The organism is Gimesia fumaroli (assembly GCF_007754425.1).
Taxonomy (GTDB): Bacteria; Planctomycetota; Planctomycetia; order Planctomycetales; family Planctomycetaceae; genus Gimesia; species Gimesia fumaroli.
Map to the genome: position 1 here is coordinate 1,506,942 of NZ_CP037452.1, position 15,659 is coordinate 1,522,600.

The 15,659-nt window shown below is 48.5% G+C and carries 8 protein-coding genes; 3 read left to right on the forward strand and 5 right to left on the reverse strand.

Annotation, left to right across the window (positions count from 1 at the left end; genetic code table 11):
- Positions 1–9 precede the first annotated feature (9 nt).
- The 4 genes from Enr17x_RS05820 to Enr17x_RS05835 form a co-directional block, all read right to left on the reverse strand.
- A complete protein-coding gene (locus Enr17x_RS05820; protein WP_145306768.1) occupies positions 10–891 on the reverse strand; it encodes a prephenate dehydrogenase in 882 nt (293 codons plus the stop codon).
- Positions 892–1,011: 120 nt separating this feature from the next.
- Positions 1,012–2,286, reverse strand: a complete 1,275-nt coding sequence (locus tag Enr17x_RS05825) for an outer membrane protein assembly factor BamB family protein (protein WP_145306770.1) — start codon at positions 2,284–2,286, stop codon at positions 1,012–1,014.
- A 184-nt stretch (positions 2,287–2,470) separates the two neighbouring features.
- Positions 2,471–3,739, reverse strand: coding sequence for a DUF1501 domain-containing protein (locus tag Enr17x_RS05830; protein ID WP_145306772.1), 1,269 nt, complete (start codon positions 3,737–3,739; stop codon positions 2,471–2,473).
- Between the two features lie 3 nt (positions 3,740–3,742).
- The gene (locus Enr17x_RS05835) at positions 3,743–5,380 is read right to left on the reverse strand and encodes a DUF1549 domain-containing protein (protein WP_145306774.1); all 1,638 of its coding nucleotides are present in this window, start codon (positions 5,378–5,380) and stop codon (positions 3,743–3,745) included.
- Between the two features lie 311 nt (positions 5,381–5,691).
- Here Enr17x_RS05835 and Enr17x_RS05840 point away from each other — a divergent pair, with 311 nt between their 5' ends.
- Together Enr17x_RS05840 and Enr17x_RS05845 are read left to right on the forward strand one after the other, a co-directional pair.
- Entirely contained in the window at positions 5,692–6,972 is a 1,281-nt protein-coding gene (locus tag Enr17x_RS05840; protein ID WP_198000987.1) for a DUF4013 domain-containing protein, read from the forward strand.
- A 401-nt stretch (positions 6,973–7,373) separates the two neighbouring features.
- Positions 7,374–9,485 carry an elongation factor G gene (locus tag Enr17x_RS05845; RefSeq protein ID WP_145306778.1) on the forward strand — a complete coding sequence of 704 codons (2,112 nt, stop codon included), beginning with the start codon at positions 7,374–7,376 and terminating at the stop codon, positions 9,483–9,485.
- An 83-nt stretch (positions 9,486–9,568) separates the two neighbouring features.
- On the opposite strand, the gene Enr17x_RS05850 is transcribed toward Enr17x_RS05845, so the two are convergent.
- Positions 9,569–13,561 (reverse strand): hypothetical protein, encoded by a 3,993-nt coding sequence (locus Enr17x_RS05850; protein ID WP_145306780.1) that lies wholly within the window; start codon positions 13,559–13,561, stop codon positions 9,569–9,571.
- Between the two features lie 584 nt (positions 13,562–14,145).
- Here Enr17x_RS05850 and Enr17x_RS05855 point away from each other — a divergent pair.
- Positions 14,146–15,624 (forward strand): MotA/TolQ/ExbB proton channel family protein, encoded by a 1,479-nt coding sequence (locus Enr17x_RS05855; RefSeq protein ID WP_145306782.1) that lies wholly within the window; start codon positions 14,146–14,148, stop codon positions 15,622–15,624.
- The last annotated feature ends 35 nt before the right edge of the window (positions 15,625–15,659 follow it).

Sequence of the window (15,659 nt, forward strand, 5' to 3'; positions counted from 1 at the left end):
AGGTATACGCTATTGTGGACGGGCTGAATTTAATGCATCGTGGTTCTTTTTGCCATCTTCCAGAAGTTGGCGCAGAAGATTTTCATCATGGTTTTCAATGGCATCTCTTAATCGGTGTAGTGATTGAGTGTATTTATCAATACTATTCACAACGGCTTTACTATTACTGAGTAAGATATCGATCCAGATTGAGGGATCGCCGGCGGCAATCCGGGTCGTGTCCCGAAATCCGGTTGAGGTAAACTTCCTGTTTTCTGCCGTCAGGGACATGGCTAATGCGGAAGAGACCACGTGTGGGAGATGGCTGGTTTCAGCGAGGATTTGATCATGTTTCTCAGGAGAAGTCTCCAGAACATGCATCCCCAGAGCTTCCCAGAATTGTTTGACTTTGGCGACTGCCTCTGTGGGGAGCGAAGCGTCTGGTGTGATCACGCAGGGGCGATGCTGAAACAGATTGGGGTCTGCGAATTCAAAACCGGCTTTTTCAGAACCTGCCAGGGGATGCGAGGCGACAAACGTCACTCCTTCAGGAAGGCTTCCATAAAGTTCTTCGCATATTTTCTGTTTGGTGCTGCCTACATCGGTGATGATGGTTCCCGGGCGGCTATGTTGCGCCACCGTTCGGATGAATTGCACGATCTGGTTGACGGGGGTGCAAACGATGACCAGATCTGACTGGGCTGATGTCTCAGCGATATTCGTCGTGCCACGGTCCAGTAAGCCGGATTGTTGGGCCGCGCGCATGCGAGAGGGATTCCGCCCTGCTCCCAGGACTGTTTTGGCTATTTTGCGGCGTCGCGCTGCCGCTGCAATTGAACCTCCCAGCAGACCGACGCCAATGATGCCGATCGTTTTGAAGAGGTAGGTATTTTCTGTCGTTGGTTCAGTCATGCCTCGTATTGTAGAAGCCCCGAATCGGGATTTCCAGCGGCTCGAAGGCAGTATCAGCGAGCTGATCGAAAAGTCTCACGACGCTGTAAGTTATTTAATCGTTATCTTTTGTGATGAGTCTCATTTGTTATCTGAGATTCGATAGAGGTAGCCGTTTGTTCGCAGGTAGATACTACCTTCACTGACAGCAGGAGAGGCATTGAATAAGTCCTCATCGGTCGCGATTTCGTTTCGCGCCAGTTCCTGATATTCAGGCCCGGCTTTGAGAACGACCACGCCATTGTCCCGGGTTGTGATATAGAGTTTCCCGTCGCCGAAAACGATGGACGCATAGAGCCGGGACTTGGTCGGGAGACGGTTCTTGTAGACCACTTCTCCATTCTTCGCATTTAGGCAGAAGGCGATGCCACGATCGCTGGCCCAGTAGAGATGATCTTTATAAAAAACGGGAGAGGTGACATTTGCACCAACGTTGACTTCCCATAACTTGTGAGTTTTTGTGACATCCCCACGGCCTCCTGGACGAACGGCAATACTGCGGTTGCTGCGACCGCCCAGACAGTACAGAATTCCCTCGTTCTGAACAACAACGGGCACGACGTAGTCTTGAATGCCTTCACAGGTCCAGAGTTTTTTACCTGTATCAGGATCAAAGCCCAGAATCTGGTTTTTCTGGTTCACGACCAGTTCCTGTTTGCCGCCCGGTACATCCACAATTGAGGGAGTGGTCCAGGCACGGACAATATTCTCTGCCTTCCAGGCAATCTCGCCGTTGCTTTTCTTTAACGCGTAAACAGTATCGCTTTCAATACTGGCATTCACGATCACAAAGTCTTTATACAGAATCGGAGACGACGCAGAACCAAATCCCGCGGTTCCTTCGCCGACGTCGGATCGCCACTTGAGTTTTCCTTTCAGGTCATAAGCGACGACACCCGAGGTACCAAAAAAGGTATACACGCCGGTCTCGTCACAGGCCGGAGTTCCACTGGCGTAACCGTGGTCGACAATTCGTTTGGTGATTTTCTGAACCCGATTCAAGGGAGGAACTGATTCATCCCACATAATGTCGCCGTTCTGTCGATTGACGGAAATGACGTGCAAACGCAAATCAGACGGGTTCCCATCATCTTCAGTGGTTAAGCCATACCCGGTATACGCAGTGAGGAAGATTTGATTGCCGAACAGGACCGGGCTGGAAGATCCATGACCGGGCAGTTTGGTTTTCCAGACGATATTCTTCTCGGCACTCCACTCTGTCGGGAGGCCCGTGGAAGCGGAAATCCCATTTCCGGAAGGGCCACGGAATTGTGACCAGTCTGCTGCCGGGAGCGAAGTCAGATTTGTTGTCTCGAAAGCCAAAAACAGAATCACTGCGGAAAGAATGCGGCTCATGTTCAAGTTCCATTGGAAGATCGAAGGTGGGGAGAAAGTTGACTCACTAATGAAACAACGACAGCCGAGGCTGGTTTCGCTGTTTCATCAAATTAGAGTGTTTTAATCTCCCAGGCAAGCATTATTCCTGATTCTACCTGATTTATTCCGGTGGACAGGGTGGCAGTGAGTCCGGCTTTGTGTATCAGATCAGCTTTTCAATGGGGGTACCGTCACTGAGAGCCAGCGGGCGACCGATGGGAGAAATCAGCTCTTTCTTATAGTCGATCTTCAGATTCTGCAGAATCGTAGCGTAAAGATCCTGGATCTGAACTGGTTCGGTCGGTTTCTTTTCTTTACCGGTCGGATCGGTTTCTCCGATGATTACATTTCCTTTCAAGCCTCCGCCTCCCACAATACAGGAAAAGCCGGTGGGCCAGTGATCGCGGCCCTCAAGCGGATTGATTTTGGGAGTGCGCCCGAATTCGCCGATGCAGAGTACGATCGTGGAATCGAGCAGGTCTCTGGCTTTTAAATCTTTGAGCAGACTGGAAAAAGCAGGGTCGAGCATCTTTGCCTGGGTCTGATGACCAGTAAAGTTATTGGCATGGCTGTCCCAGCCGCTCAGGTTAACTTCAATGGAATGCACGCCTTGCTCAACCAGCCTGCGTGCCACCAGACAGCCTCGACCGAAGGAAGAATCTCCATAAGCCTTGCGAACCGAATCGGGTTCTTTCTCAATTTCAAATGCATGAAGTTGTTCAGAACTCATCATGGTTAAAGCACGGTCGATCGTTGACTGATGCAACGTTTTTTTTGTTTGAATTGTTCTACCTTTTTGAAATGCTTGAGAGACGATATCTAAGTTCTCCAGCCGCCGATTCTGTCGTGGCGAACCGACTCCAGCACGCATGTTGCCAATGTTCTTTCCTGGATCCTGTACGCGGAATGCGTCAAGGTATCCGCCAAGGTATCCGCCGCGGGCGGGGTACTGCGTGTTACCCATCGAAATATGTTGTGGGATTTCAAGACTTTTATTCGGTCTCTCATGAATAATGATCGCACCCAGTGCCGGGTAGACGGTTGTTGGCTCAGGACGGTAGCCTGTCTTGAGGTATTTGGTTCCACGTTCATGATCTCCTTCTTTGGAAACCATAGAGCGAATGACCGACATTCCCTCGAGTTGTTCTGCCAGTAGGGGATACATATCGGAAATCTGGAGTCCGGGGACAACGGTTTTAATCGCGTTTCCCGGTCCGCCGATGGCTGTTCCCGGATGTGGGTCCCAGGTTTCCAATTGGCTGGGGCCTCCTCCCATCCAGAGAACGATGACCGATTTCTGGCGTTCGGGACCTCGTTTTTGTGCTGCTTTCAAATCGAAGCCGGGCAGCATGAAAGAGAGCGTGCTCCCCACGGCGACTTTGCATAAGTCGCGGCGGCTGAATTTGGACGATAAATATGTGGAATCAAACATGGCTTAATGGTTCCAGGAAAATTCAGGTGAATTATAAAGAGCCCAAAACAGGTCTTCGGTGATTTTCTCACGTTGTTTCGGGTTCGTAGCAGACTGATATTGTTTCAGGAAGTGGTCACGTTCCAGGTTAGTGGGTAAGCGGGTCAGACAGACTAAGAAGCAGGTTTCCACCCGTTTTTTGTCTGAGATATCCAGCTGTGAAACACGCCCGACCGAATTTAACATTGAAGCAGAGCCGTTGTCTCTGGCGAATTCGCCATTCATTCTGAGTAGAGCCTGGGGAATCGTGCCAGGAAAATCATTGAGTTCGTCACTACCCAGATCACCGTACTCTCGAACAAAATCAAGCTCAGAGAAAAAGCGGCGTCCTCGCATGAAGAGATTCGAATTCTGATCGATCGTTTTTAACGACGAAGCCTGCAGCATGGAGCCAATGATCTGTTCGGGACGCAAGCGGACCAGTGGGAACAGCGCCCAGGCATCTGTGGCGCGCTCAATCTGTTCGTTGTCATCGGTTTGCGATGTGGATGACAGGCGAAATGGCTTTGATGCGACAATGGTTTGGATCATGCGTTTGATGTCATATCCGTTTTCGCGAAAGTCCTGTCCGAGAATGTCGAGTACATCTGGATCCGATTCAGACAAATCGGTCGGAGCAGGCAGATCGTCCACAGGATCGAAATAGGGAACACCAAAGACTAAGCCCCAGAACCGGTTGGCGGCTGCTCGTTCAAATCTGCGGTTCTGAGGGTGCGTCACCCACGTCGCCAGTTTCTCCCGCAGAGTCCCTTCTTCAGGCAGGCACTCATTCAGAAAAGGGACCTGCGGAGAAACAGTACGTTTTTTTAGAGTCTCTCGGTCTTCCACTTCGTATTTCAATTCCTCATTTTGTCGCACTCCGAGAACTTGAATTTCGACCTGCCCATAAAAGGCAGTCAATCCTTCAAAGTCACTCTGTTTCCAATGGTCAAAGGGATGGTCATGGCATTGGGCACAATCGATACGCTGCCCCAGAAAGGCGCGCACTGTGCTGCCGGTTAACTTGTTTCGATCAAGATTTCCATCAGCTGACGCTGAGGTAATAAAATTCGTTTCAGGATCACCGGTCCAGAGGCCTTCGGCTGAGATCAACGTGCGGACCAGTTCATCATACGGTGTATTGGCCTGAATTTGTTCGCTGAGCCAGGCTTTGAATCGATCGCGCCGGAAGATAATAAACTGACCTTGTTCCACGCCAACATAAGCTCGTGTGAATCGTTCGGAAAAATAGTCGGCAAATCGACGGTCTTCCAGGAGTTTTTGGGTCCAGCGTTGAATTCGATCTGCGCCCTGCATCGCTTCAAATTCACGGAGTTCCTCAAGTGAAGGAATCGTGCCATGCAAGGCCAGCGAGAGTCGGCGGAGCAGCAGGTAGTCATCTGAAATATCAGCAGGTGTAGTTTGTTGCTTGGCCCACTGCTTTTCAAAAAATTGATCAACTTGTTCGACAGTACTGGTCATGGAATTGTCTACTGTCAGAGCAGGTGCTTTGGGTGAGATGGCGACAGGACTGCTGGAAGCCCAGGCGACGAGCGAAACCACCAGACCCACAACACAGAATGGGATGCAGGCGATTTTCCAGTTGTGGGAACTTGGCTTCATGAAATCATCTCTGAATAAATGTGAAGGCACCAAAGAGCGTGAACCGTTTTTTTTCACGCGTTCTGTTAATCATACCAGATTGGTAAATCGAAAGTTTCAGTGATTTCTTGAAACTTGGTGCTTTTTTCCGAGTATCACTTACCAGGGAGATCGGGAGTAAGATGTCTTTGCTGCTCGATACACCAAAAAAATCTGGTATAATTTGGACTTACCTATTTGCAGGTAGTACTTTGAAAATGCATGCTGATTCAGGGGACGCAGTTCATTTGCGATCAAAGCCCCGAGTTTCTGGGAGCCAGTTGGAGCACCTTGTGACCGATCACGCCACACAAGAGAACGATTCTGAGGGGGCACAAGGGGCCAGCTTTGTGACGGCCTGTGAACTGAGCGACTTCCTCCCCGATGGCTCTGAAACAGAATCAGCGAAGACAGAGATCGATCAGTTTTATCCTGATGAAGTGGTGGGAAACATTCCCCCTTTTCCTCATCTGTTTCGACATCCGATCAAAGCGGCATTCTGGCTGATGCGTATGGCGTTTGGTATCGCCTGTCTGGTTCTTTTTCTGGCAGTGATTGCTGCCATTCCGATTGTCAACTTTATCGCATTGGGTTATCTGCTCGATGTCGAAGGCCGGGTGGCACGAACAGGAAAAATCCGTCTGGCGTTTCCACTTTTGGATATCGCGCCCCGGCTGGGAACGATCGTAATTGGAATCGGCCTCTGGTTGATTCCCTTGTTACTTCTGGCAGGTGCTGCCGCCGATGCGCGACTGGTTGATCCTGGGGGGCAGAGTGATCAGACCTTACATTTTCTGAACCGTGTTACCTCGATTGTGATTGCCATCCATCTCTGTCTGGCATTAGCTCGAGGAGGCTCGTTTTCCTGTTTCATTCGACCGCTCAAGAATCTTCTTTGGTTTCTCAAACAGCTTCGTGCCGGTGATTACTTTGAGCAGGCTGCTTTGAATGTAAGTGACTTTGTGGCGTCACTCAAACTGGGGCAGAATTTTTCACTGGGACTGCGTGGCTTTCTGGGGGCGTTTTTATGGCTGGTTATTCCGTCCTTAATGTTTTCTGCTGCCAGTGCTCCAGAAGGAGGGCAGGGAGCACCTGTTTTAATTACCTTGCTGGGAGGGCTCAGTCTGGTAATTGTGCTGGGATGGCTGCCTTTATTACAGGCTCATTTTGCTGCAGAGAATCGTTTTCGTGCGATGTTTGAACTGGGAACCGTTCGTCGTAAATTCAAACGGGCTCCGTTAGCGTGGATGATGGCGTTGATTGTGGTTTATGTTTTGTCTCTGCCTTTGTACCTGTTTAAAGTGGCGGCACTACCTCGGGATGCAGTATGGGGTATTACTCTCATTTTTGTGGCGACGATCTATCCGACGAAACTCTTGTTGGGCTGGGTTTATTTCCGTGCCTCTTCGCGGACAAAAAACGCCTGGTTTGGATGGCGCTGGTTAGGCCGGACGATCGTGTTGCCGCTGTTGGCTGTCTATGTCTTTCTCTTGTTCTTTACCCAGTTCATAGGGATCCATGGAAGCGGCGTGCTTTTAGAACACCACGTGTTCTTGTTACCGATACCCTACTGAAAATTTCCTGTCTGAAGTGGTAAGCCTCGCTGCCTGAATGCTTTGCGAAAATTCTCTCCCTAGATTGACCGCTCGCTGTCAACTGTCCGATTTAACGCAGCGCTTTGTATTCCAGAGTGCAACCCGATTTTTCAGAAAATCCTTTCGCCTTTTAAAAATCAAAAAGTTATGATTTTGAGAGAGGAAAAATTGGATAGAATTAAAGTAAAGAGACCACCCAATTCGTAAGCAATCGCAGAATTGATCCGGGTTTCATCCGGAAATCCGGTTTAAGGATATGCGGGGAAAAGTTCTTATTTTCCCGGCACACACGTTCGCATCATTTCCTGGCTAAGCGTGTTGCCTTTAACGGAACGGAGGACAATTGCGCCTGGCCATTCTTTTGAAAGGCAGGACGAGCGATGAACGAATACAAGGTAGATGACGTTAGGAATGTGGCATTGGTCGGCCACGGGGCTGTTGGCAAAACAACTGTAGCCGATCTTTTACTTTTTCAATCTGGTGCCTCTCCCCGACTGGGGTCTGTCGATGAAGGCACAAGCTTACTTGATACCGATGAAGAAGAAATTGATCATCGAATTTCGATCGCATCGACTCTGGTGCACTTCGATTATGGTGGCCACCATATCAATCTGATTGACACACCTGGTTACCCCGATTTCATCGGGCAGGTTTCCGGCGCCTTACGTGCCGTCGAAACTGCGTTGGTATTGTTAAATGCCGGGCATGGCGTGGAAATCAACGCATTACGCGTTTCCAAAATGGCACAGGAAGCCGGCATTGCCCGAATGATTGTATTGAATAAATGTGATGCAGAAAATATCGACTACGACTCCCTGTTGAATTCCGTTCGCGAAACATTCGGTTCCCACTGCATACCAATTAACCTGCCGGTTGGATTGGGAGCCGATTTTAAAGCCGTGCATGACCTTGTGAAAAATGCACAGGCTTCCGAAGCGGGAGTTTTAGGAGATCCAGAAGGTACACGCCAGGAATTGATTGAAGCCATTGTCGAATCGAATGAAGCGTTATTGGAACGGTTCTTTGAGGGAGAAGAGCTCAGTGCTCAGGAATTGAGGGCTAATATTCCTAAAGCCATGGCAGCGGGAACGTTGATTCCCGTCTTATTCATGAGCGCCAAAACCGGAGTTGGCGTTGCCGAGTTTATGGAAGCTATGTCGAACTACACGTTATGTCCGCAAGATATCAAACGTATGGAACAGACGAAAGACGGGCGTTCTGTGATGCTAGATCCTTCTCCCGACCAGCCGTTTGTCGCACAAGTCATTAAAACCCGCATCGATCCTTTCATTTCAAAGATGAATTATTTGAGGGTCTTTTCTGGTAAAATATCCAAGGATTCCTCGGTCGTGAATGTGCGTACCGGAAAACCGGTCCGATTGAATCAACTATTGGATGTGCAGGGCGGCAAACAGGAACCTGTAGATGAAGTGGCTGTGGGGGATATCTTCGCCGTTGCGAAAGTGGATGATCTCAAGCTGGGTGATACAATAGCCGCCGATGTGAACGGCGATGGGCTTTCGCTGCCGGAAATCAAGTTTCCACATCCAGTCGTCGGGCTGGCGGTAGAGCCGAAAAGTCAGAATGACCAGCAGAAAATATCTGGCGCGCTTCACAAAATCGAAGAAGAGGATCAGACGTTCCATGTGATTCATGATGAAGAGACGCATGAGATGGTCATGCAGGGGATGAGTGAGTTGCATTTAAAGATTGTACAGGAACGACTGCTACATCGTGACAAAGTAGAAGTCGTAACGCACCAACCCAAGGTACCTTATCGTGAAACCATTATGGGAACCGTAGAAGGTAGTTATCGTCACAAAAAACAGTCGGGGGGGGCAGGGCAATTCGCCGAGGTTCATCTCAGACTTTCCCCTATGCCACATGACTTGAATCCGGAAGAGTATTTCACAAAAGCAAACTTTGATCATCTGAGGTCATATCATTACGATCCCGAACTCAATTTTGCGTTTGTGGACAGAATTTCCGGTGGCTCGATTCCGAATCAATTTATCCCGGCTGTGGAAAAAGGAATTCGCGAGCGGATGAAGCAGGGAGTGGTTACAGGCTGTCAGGTACAGGATCTCATTTGCGAAGTTTACTTTGGGAAAGATCATCCCGTGGATAGCAATGAGACGGCATTCAAAATCGCTGCCAGCAAGTGTTTCGCCGAACTGTTTCAGAAAGCGCGACCTGCCTTACTGGAACCGATTGTCAAAATTGAAATTCTGATTCCTGAAGACTGTGTTGGCGATATCAGCAGTGATCTCTCCAGTCGTCGAGGACGCATGGAAGGGTTGCAGGTCTCTCCCGGCGGCTATGAAATAATCCAGGCGAGGGTTCCGCTGGCAGAAATCATGACGTACGCCCGCACGCTTTCCAGTCTAACGGGGGGGCGGGGAACCTATGACATTGAACTGAGCCACTATGAAATGATTCCGCCGAACGAACAGGCAAAAATCATTGAGATACTCACCAAAGTGAATGAATAGTTTGTGACAGCAATTGAAAAGTTCAGCCTGCAGAGGAAATGGTTTCTTCTGCAGGCTGAACTGGCGTGTGCAAGTTTCCCGTCTTATTTCTTTTTTTTACGACTGCGGGTGAGTGGCTGATTCCACTGTTTCAACTGTTTTTTAATATCATCCAGAGACATGGGAACCGGCGAGAGTTTGATTTGTGTTTCAATATCGTATTGCTCACTGGTCACTTTTTCGTCTAGACGATCGATTTCGTCTTCCAGGTTTCGCATCCAGTCTGGCACATCGATTCCGGAACCAATGGTTGAAGCCAGGTATCGTTCGATTTCTTCCTGCAGAATTGAAAACGCAGCCGACTCTTCATTTCCGTTTTGTGCGTCTTTCATCGCGCGTGGCACCAGTGCCATCATTCGATTCACTGCCAGCGGCTTCACAAAACGCTCATTCAGATGATCGGAAATCAACGGCAGGTTGATTTTGTATTTTGATTCCGTCTGTTTCAGTTTCTTGAGATGTTTTTTTGCCATCTCTTCCGAAGTCGCTTCAAAGACAGCTTCCCAGATCAGCGCTGATTCATTGCGATCCTGTTGTGCGAGGACTTTGTGGGCGATCAACAGAGGCACCATTTTCCAGTCATCGCGTTCATAAGCCGCTTCGATTCTCAGAAAATCGAGCAGGCAGTAAAACATTTCGCCATAGTCAGACTGAGTGGTGGTACTGTTGTATTCCACGAAACGGTCAAATTTATCAATCACAGATTCAAAAATGACCTTGAGATTGGTTACCGCCTCTTCAACGTCGAGTTTACCTTCCTCCAGATCGGTCAGCAAAGCCATCGGCTGGGCCGGGTTTTGATACTCTGCCAAATAATCCAGATATTGTTCGATGCCGTTATGCAGAATAGTCCGCAGGTTGCCTAGCGTCAGGTATTGGGCGTGAAACAGATCGGCTCCATAAAGCTCGATGAATTGTTTCACTTCCTGCCAGACAAATTCCTGGTTCAAGGCTTCGGCAGTGGAAAGACGCATCGTGCGACTGTGCTTGAGCCATTGTTCTCGGTATTTCTCGACCAACTGCTCAGCAATGTCAATTAGCTGTTCATCGTCCAGTTGTTCGGTTTCCCATGAATGCGAAGACCGGATAATGGCCGAAAGCGAACTTCTGAGTGCAGTCCTGAATAACCGATCAAATTCACTGACAGCGATTCCTTCCGGACGCGAATTGCGTTCCATACGGTAGGCAGTTTTAAGCAACTGCCAGGTCTCACGCAATAATCCCAAGTTAGGAAGTTGTGAGAGCAGGAAACGGAGAATCATTTGAAGCGACCGGACTTTTAAAACCACATTCGGTTTGCCTCCCTGGTCAATCGGAGTATATAGCAGCGGAGTTTCCACGATATTGCTTAAGAACGTGGGGAATTCTTTTTTGATCAGCTCGACATCCCGTGTCAGGACTCCCCGATAAATGGGAACCAGCAGACTTTCATTTTCTGAGAGTTCAGATTCCGTTTCTGACTGTGGCATTGTCGAGAGCAACATCAAGCGAGCCGAGCGACAATTGACCGTGGTGATAATGATGGCGTGCATCAAATAGTATTTTGTCTGGAGCTGCAGATCATATTCGATGTTCGAGTCGTGGTCGCCACTTGGCTTGGGGATTCGGTAATTCCAGATGGAATTCAGCAAAACAACCAGTTCCTGCTGTAAATGTTCGGTGTGTTCAATCCAGCCGGCAATGGACTCTCTGGTTTCCTCATTCAAGACAGCGGGTTTGTCGGAATTCTCGGAAGAGACAATTTCTGTTTCACAGAAAAAGGCTGCCGACAATTGCCAGAGTTGTGAGAGTGTATTTAAAAACTTGAGGCGTGGTTCCAGCTGACGATTGATCGATTCGATTTCCGTATTGCTAGGAGAAAATCCGGAGTCCATCATCTCGCCTTGAATGCCATCGTCGGTGCTGTCGCGAAATGTGACATTTTCATAAGCGGCACCAAACAGAGAATCTTCTTCGTCTGGTTCTTCTGGATCAATTTCAAACGGATCTTCGATTTCTTTTTCAGGAACAGGTAACACGGCGTCAAAGTTGGGTACAGACCAGTAGTCGGCAGCATTGGCTTCCAGGTAGTCGAACATCTTACGAATCGAATGGCTGTTGGTCGGAATCGCTTCAGGATCGATGTTGGACGTTAACTGTCGGATCCATTGCAAGAGCACGGCGTGTATCGAATAGGGCCCCGATTCAAGTCCTGTCTGATCGACCTGGCTAAGCCACTGCATGATCAGCCCGATGGCGGCTACGTGATCATGTTTTTGCAGGAGGGCATCGACGGTCAATGCATAGGCTTTGGCAGATTCAAAACGATCAACGTGTTGTCGCCAGAATGAAATATCTCCGACGGCTTCCCCTCCGTTCTTCCATTCGGTCAGAATTTGAGAAACGTGTGCGGCTGACTCGAAGGAATCTTGTCCGTTAACGTGTGGTAGATCTTCTACGGTTGTTGTCGCGTAGCGGTCCCATTTTTCGGCCAGCTTTTGAAATCGGTCAGAGATTTCCAGTTTTAGTTGATTGTTCCCCTGCGCAGCGGCTTCACTCAGCGTTGCCGAATAGGCAGAGAAGGTTTCTTCCATTAGATCGAGCAGAACTTCGCTGCGTTGATCGGGAATGCTGTCTTCGCGGGAAATGAACAGTGGGAACAGTCCCTGAAATCCCAGAATATTCCAAGGATCAATCAAGGCACCGCATTCAATGCCTCGGGTCAGATGGTCCTCAATTTCTGGTATCAGTTTCCAGGCCTGATCCAGCTCGTACCGTTCCAGATGCAGGTGGACCATCGTGATCCTCCATTGAATTTCACATTCAAATCGCACCGAAGTACAAGGAATGACGGCCGCTTCACAGCGTGCTGCTGTGGAGAAACCCATCCGCGCATAAATGCGGGAGAGCTGACGGTGCTGAACCTGTTGTGCGCCATAGCGGGCCAGATGTAAATTCAGATAATGGCGGATGTGACCAAATGGTTGTTGGGACTGTTTGGCTTCCTTCAGCAGGCGTTCAGCACGTTTGCCCGAAGCGGAAGCCAGCAAGCGATTATAATAGTCGTCTCGCTGACGGGCGACCTTGGGAAGCAATGAGGTCAAGCTGGTATCACTGGCATGCGTATCCGGCCCGGAACCGCTGATGGAAGATGCCATCAGCATGGTACCGCTCAAAACCGCAGCAGCATCCTGTAAACGTTCCTCAAGCGGGAGGTCTTTATTTTCATCAATCCAGGCTAACAGCGAATCGAGAATTAATCTGCGAATCACAAAGCGGCGATAATACCCCTGATTATCAATGACATGTGGGTCCCACTCACCAAACATGTAGTTCGTACGTTTGTTAACAGGATGCAGATGATCGTGGGCGCGGAGGTCGATGGCGATTTCATCCATCTTATTCAAACTGAAGTAAGCCTGATGAAGCAGGTCATCGGGCGTGCTTTGTAATGTTTTGATCGTTTGTTCGATCAGCCGTTGATAAACGCCTGATGCAACACCACTTTCGCGAAAGTAGACGGGCAGGGGCCGGAACTTTTCATGGGGATAAACCTGCATCTGACGGCCATTTTCTAGAACCGCCACGGGACGGAAGCCGACGAAGTCATTTAATCGGTCGATGGCTCCTGATACAATTTCTTGTGTGGACTCCCAGGGGCCTCCTTGTTCCAGCAATGCTTCGAACAGGACTGCCAGAAAATAAGGTTGAATTAATTCCTGCTCTGTTACATGAAACAGCAGGTCACGATGATGCAGTTTGTATTGTGGCAGACATTCCTGAAACGCAATCCGAATCACACTTTCCGCTTGATTGATTTCTTGAAAAGCCCCCGTGGTTCCTTCCAGTTCTTTCAAATGCGTATTCAACAGCAGTTCGAGCGTTTGCGCGGTTGGTGGATATTCCCATTCGGAAAAGAGTTGGTTCCAGTTGAAGCGAAATTTGGTATCTGGTTTTCCATTTGAGAAATTGAGATACCCCAGGATTTCCCTTGTGATGTGCTTATCAACAGTGGGCAGTCCGTCCTGGTCCGATTTTTTATTACGCGATGCAGTCATATTAGCAAACGTGGATGGTTGAATCAGATTATAGAAATAAGACGAGTGAATCAGGTGACTCGACTGCAGTAAAACAGGCTATTTCTTCCTTGAACAGTCTCAAAGACAGGAATCCCCGAATCAATTATTTTTTTTAGTAATCCCGTGTCAAAAATAAATCCTGTCTATTAATTCTAACTGCCAGTTTCGAAAGACTTTATCACAAAAAACGTGGACCGTACTTTGGTTATGACTCAAATTGAATGTAGTGTTCGTATGGATATTTTGGGTTACTTCCTGCTTCTCAACTTGATGTGAAAGTTTTCTTCAACTTGGCTGTCATAATATGACGATTATAACGAATGTGCGTACAACTCAAGTAAGCATTCATTGTGTGACTGGTAATCAAAGGGATCAAGGCTGACCTTGGTAAACAATGATGAGCGGGTAATTTTCCTTACTGGTTCATCATGAACTTGCGTGGTTGCCTCACCGTAGATTTCAGCAAAGAAGGTTCTCCAGGAGCCTATTAAAATGGATGTACGCCAGATTCTGAATTAAACGACTTACAGAATACATGTGCCTTTAAGGATGTGAACGGACAGATGGAACACTTGGAATCATTGCCGGAAAGTGAAAAAGAAGATCACTTGTTAAACTGGTCAAAAGCAGTTCTAAAGTCTCCGCTGTTTTGGGGGACTGCTGCGACATTTGGCTTTTATGCCCTGATTCCATATCTCCCAGTGTATAGATCACTGATTGATCGCTATTTTTGCAGCCACCCGTTGGAATATGCGACTGCAGCCCTGTTCTTTATTGGGATGGCCATCATCGGCGTGAAGGGCATGGGGATGTTCAGTCAGAAAAAGTCACTGACGGAAACAAAAATCGACTGGGAGACGATCGGCGAAATCGAGAACCTTGATGATCGCATTGATGTTTTTTCCGATCAGGTGGATTCGCTTTCGGGGTGGATTGGAGAGACCTATCTCGGCAAGCGACTTCAGGATACGGTTTCTTACGTGAAAAGCCGTCATTCTGTCAAAGATCTTGATGAGCATTTAAAATATCTGGCCGAACTGGCCGCCGAGCAGGTGCATGCCAGTTATTCACTTATTCGAACAATTACCTGGGCCGTCCCGATTATCGGGTTCCTTGGAACTGTGATCGGGATTACCATCGCCATTGCGAATGTCACTCCCGACCAACTGGACACATCACTCTCTGAAGTCACTGGTGGTCTGGCGGTCGCTTTTGATACGACGGCTCTGGCTCTGGGACTGTCTTTGGTCCTGGTCTTCTCGACCTTCATCGTAGAACGTATGGAGCAGAAACAGCTGGAGCAGATTGAATTATTTGGAATTCAACATATTGCCTCTTGTATGAGTGTGTCAGAAAATTCAGCCAGCCCGCTGGAGTCTGCGGAAGCAGAAGCGGCACAGCAACTGGTCCTGCGTACCGAAGAAATGATTCAGCGTCAGACCGAGCTCTGGCAGCAAAATCTGGAATCTTTGCGCGGTCGCTGGGCAGAGATGATGGAACGTCAACAGGTGAATTTTGACGATTCCTTGCAGGAGGGAATGTCCAATACATTGGGAAGTCACTCATCTCAACTGGAATCTATACGCAATGAATTCTTGACCGCCTATCAGTCGACAAGCGAACAAATTGAATTGATGCTGACTCGCTGGCAGGATCAGCAGAAAGAATCGAACAGCGATTTCTCAACCCATTTAGCGCAAATCTGGAATGAAGTTCACCAGGATGTTATCTCTGCACAATCCCGTCAAACTTCACAGATTGAGCAGGCAACCAAGGAGATTGCCGGCGAAGTCAGAGAGTGGAATCAGCTGTTAAAAGAGTCATCTGAAGTTTCTTCACTGCAGATTGAAGCTTTGAATTCACAGAGTGAGAATCTGTTGAAAATCGTGGGACAGGAAGAGCATCTGGTGGGATTACAGAAACGGTTGGCGGAAAATCTGGATGCCATTCGTGCGACTGAGACTTTTGAAGAAACATTGCACAGCCTGAGCGCCGCCGTCCATTTACTCACGGCACGATCCAGTCGAAATAATGCTGCCTGAGTTTGAAAACGGTTGTTGTGATTCTCAAATATTTT

Bases quoted from the DNA above. Each gene is read 5' to 3' on its own strand.
- Enr17x_RS05830 (WP_145306772.1), bottom strand. From the start codon at position 3,739: ATGTTTGATTCCACATATTTATCGTCCAAATTCAGCCGCCGCGACTTA.
- Enr17x_RS05845 (WP_145306778.1), top strand. From the start codon at position 7,374: ATGAACGAATACAAGGTAGATGACGTTAGGAATGTGGCATTGGTCGGC.
- Enr17x_RS05825 (WP_145306770.1), bottom strand. From the start codon at position 2,286: ATGAGCCGCATTCTTTCCGCAGTGATTCTGTTTTTGGCTTTCGAGACA.
- Enr17x_RS05855 (WP_145306782.1), top strand. From the start codon at position 14,146: ATGGAACACTTGGAATCATTGCCGGAAAGTGAAAAAGAAGATCACTTG.
- Enr17x_RS05835 (WP_145306774.1), bottom strand. From the start codon at position 5,380: ATGAAGCCAAGTTCCCACAACTGGAAAATCGCCTGCATCCCATTCTGT.
- Enr17x_RS05820 (WP_145306768.1), bottom strand. From the start codon at position 891: ATGACTGAACCAACGACAGAAAATACCTACCTCTTCAAAACGATCGGC.
- Enr17x_RS05850 (WP_145306780.1), bottom strand. From the start codon at position 13,561: ATGACTGCATCGCGTAATAAAAAATCGGACCAGGACGGACTGCCCACT.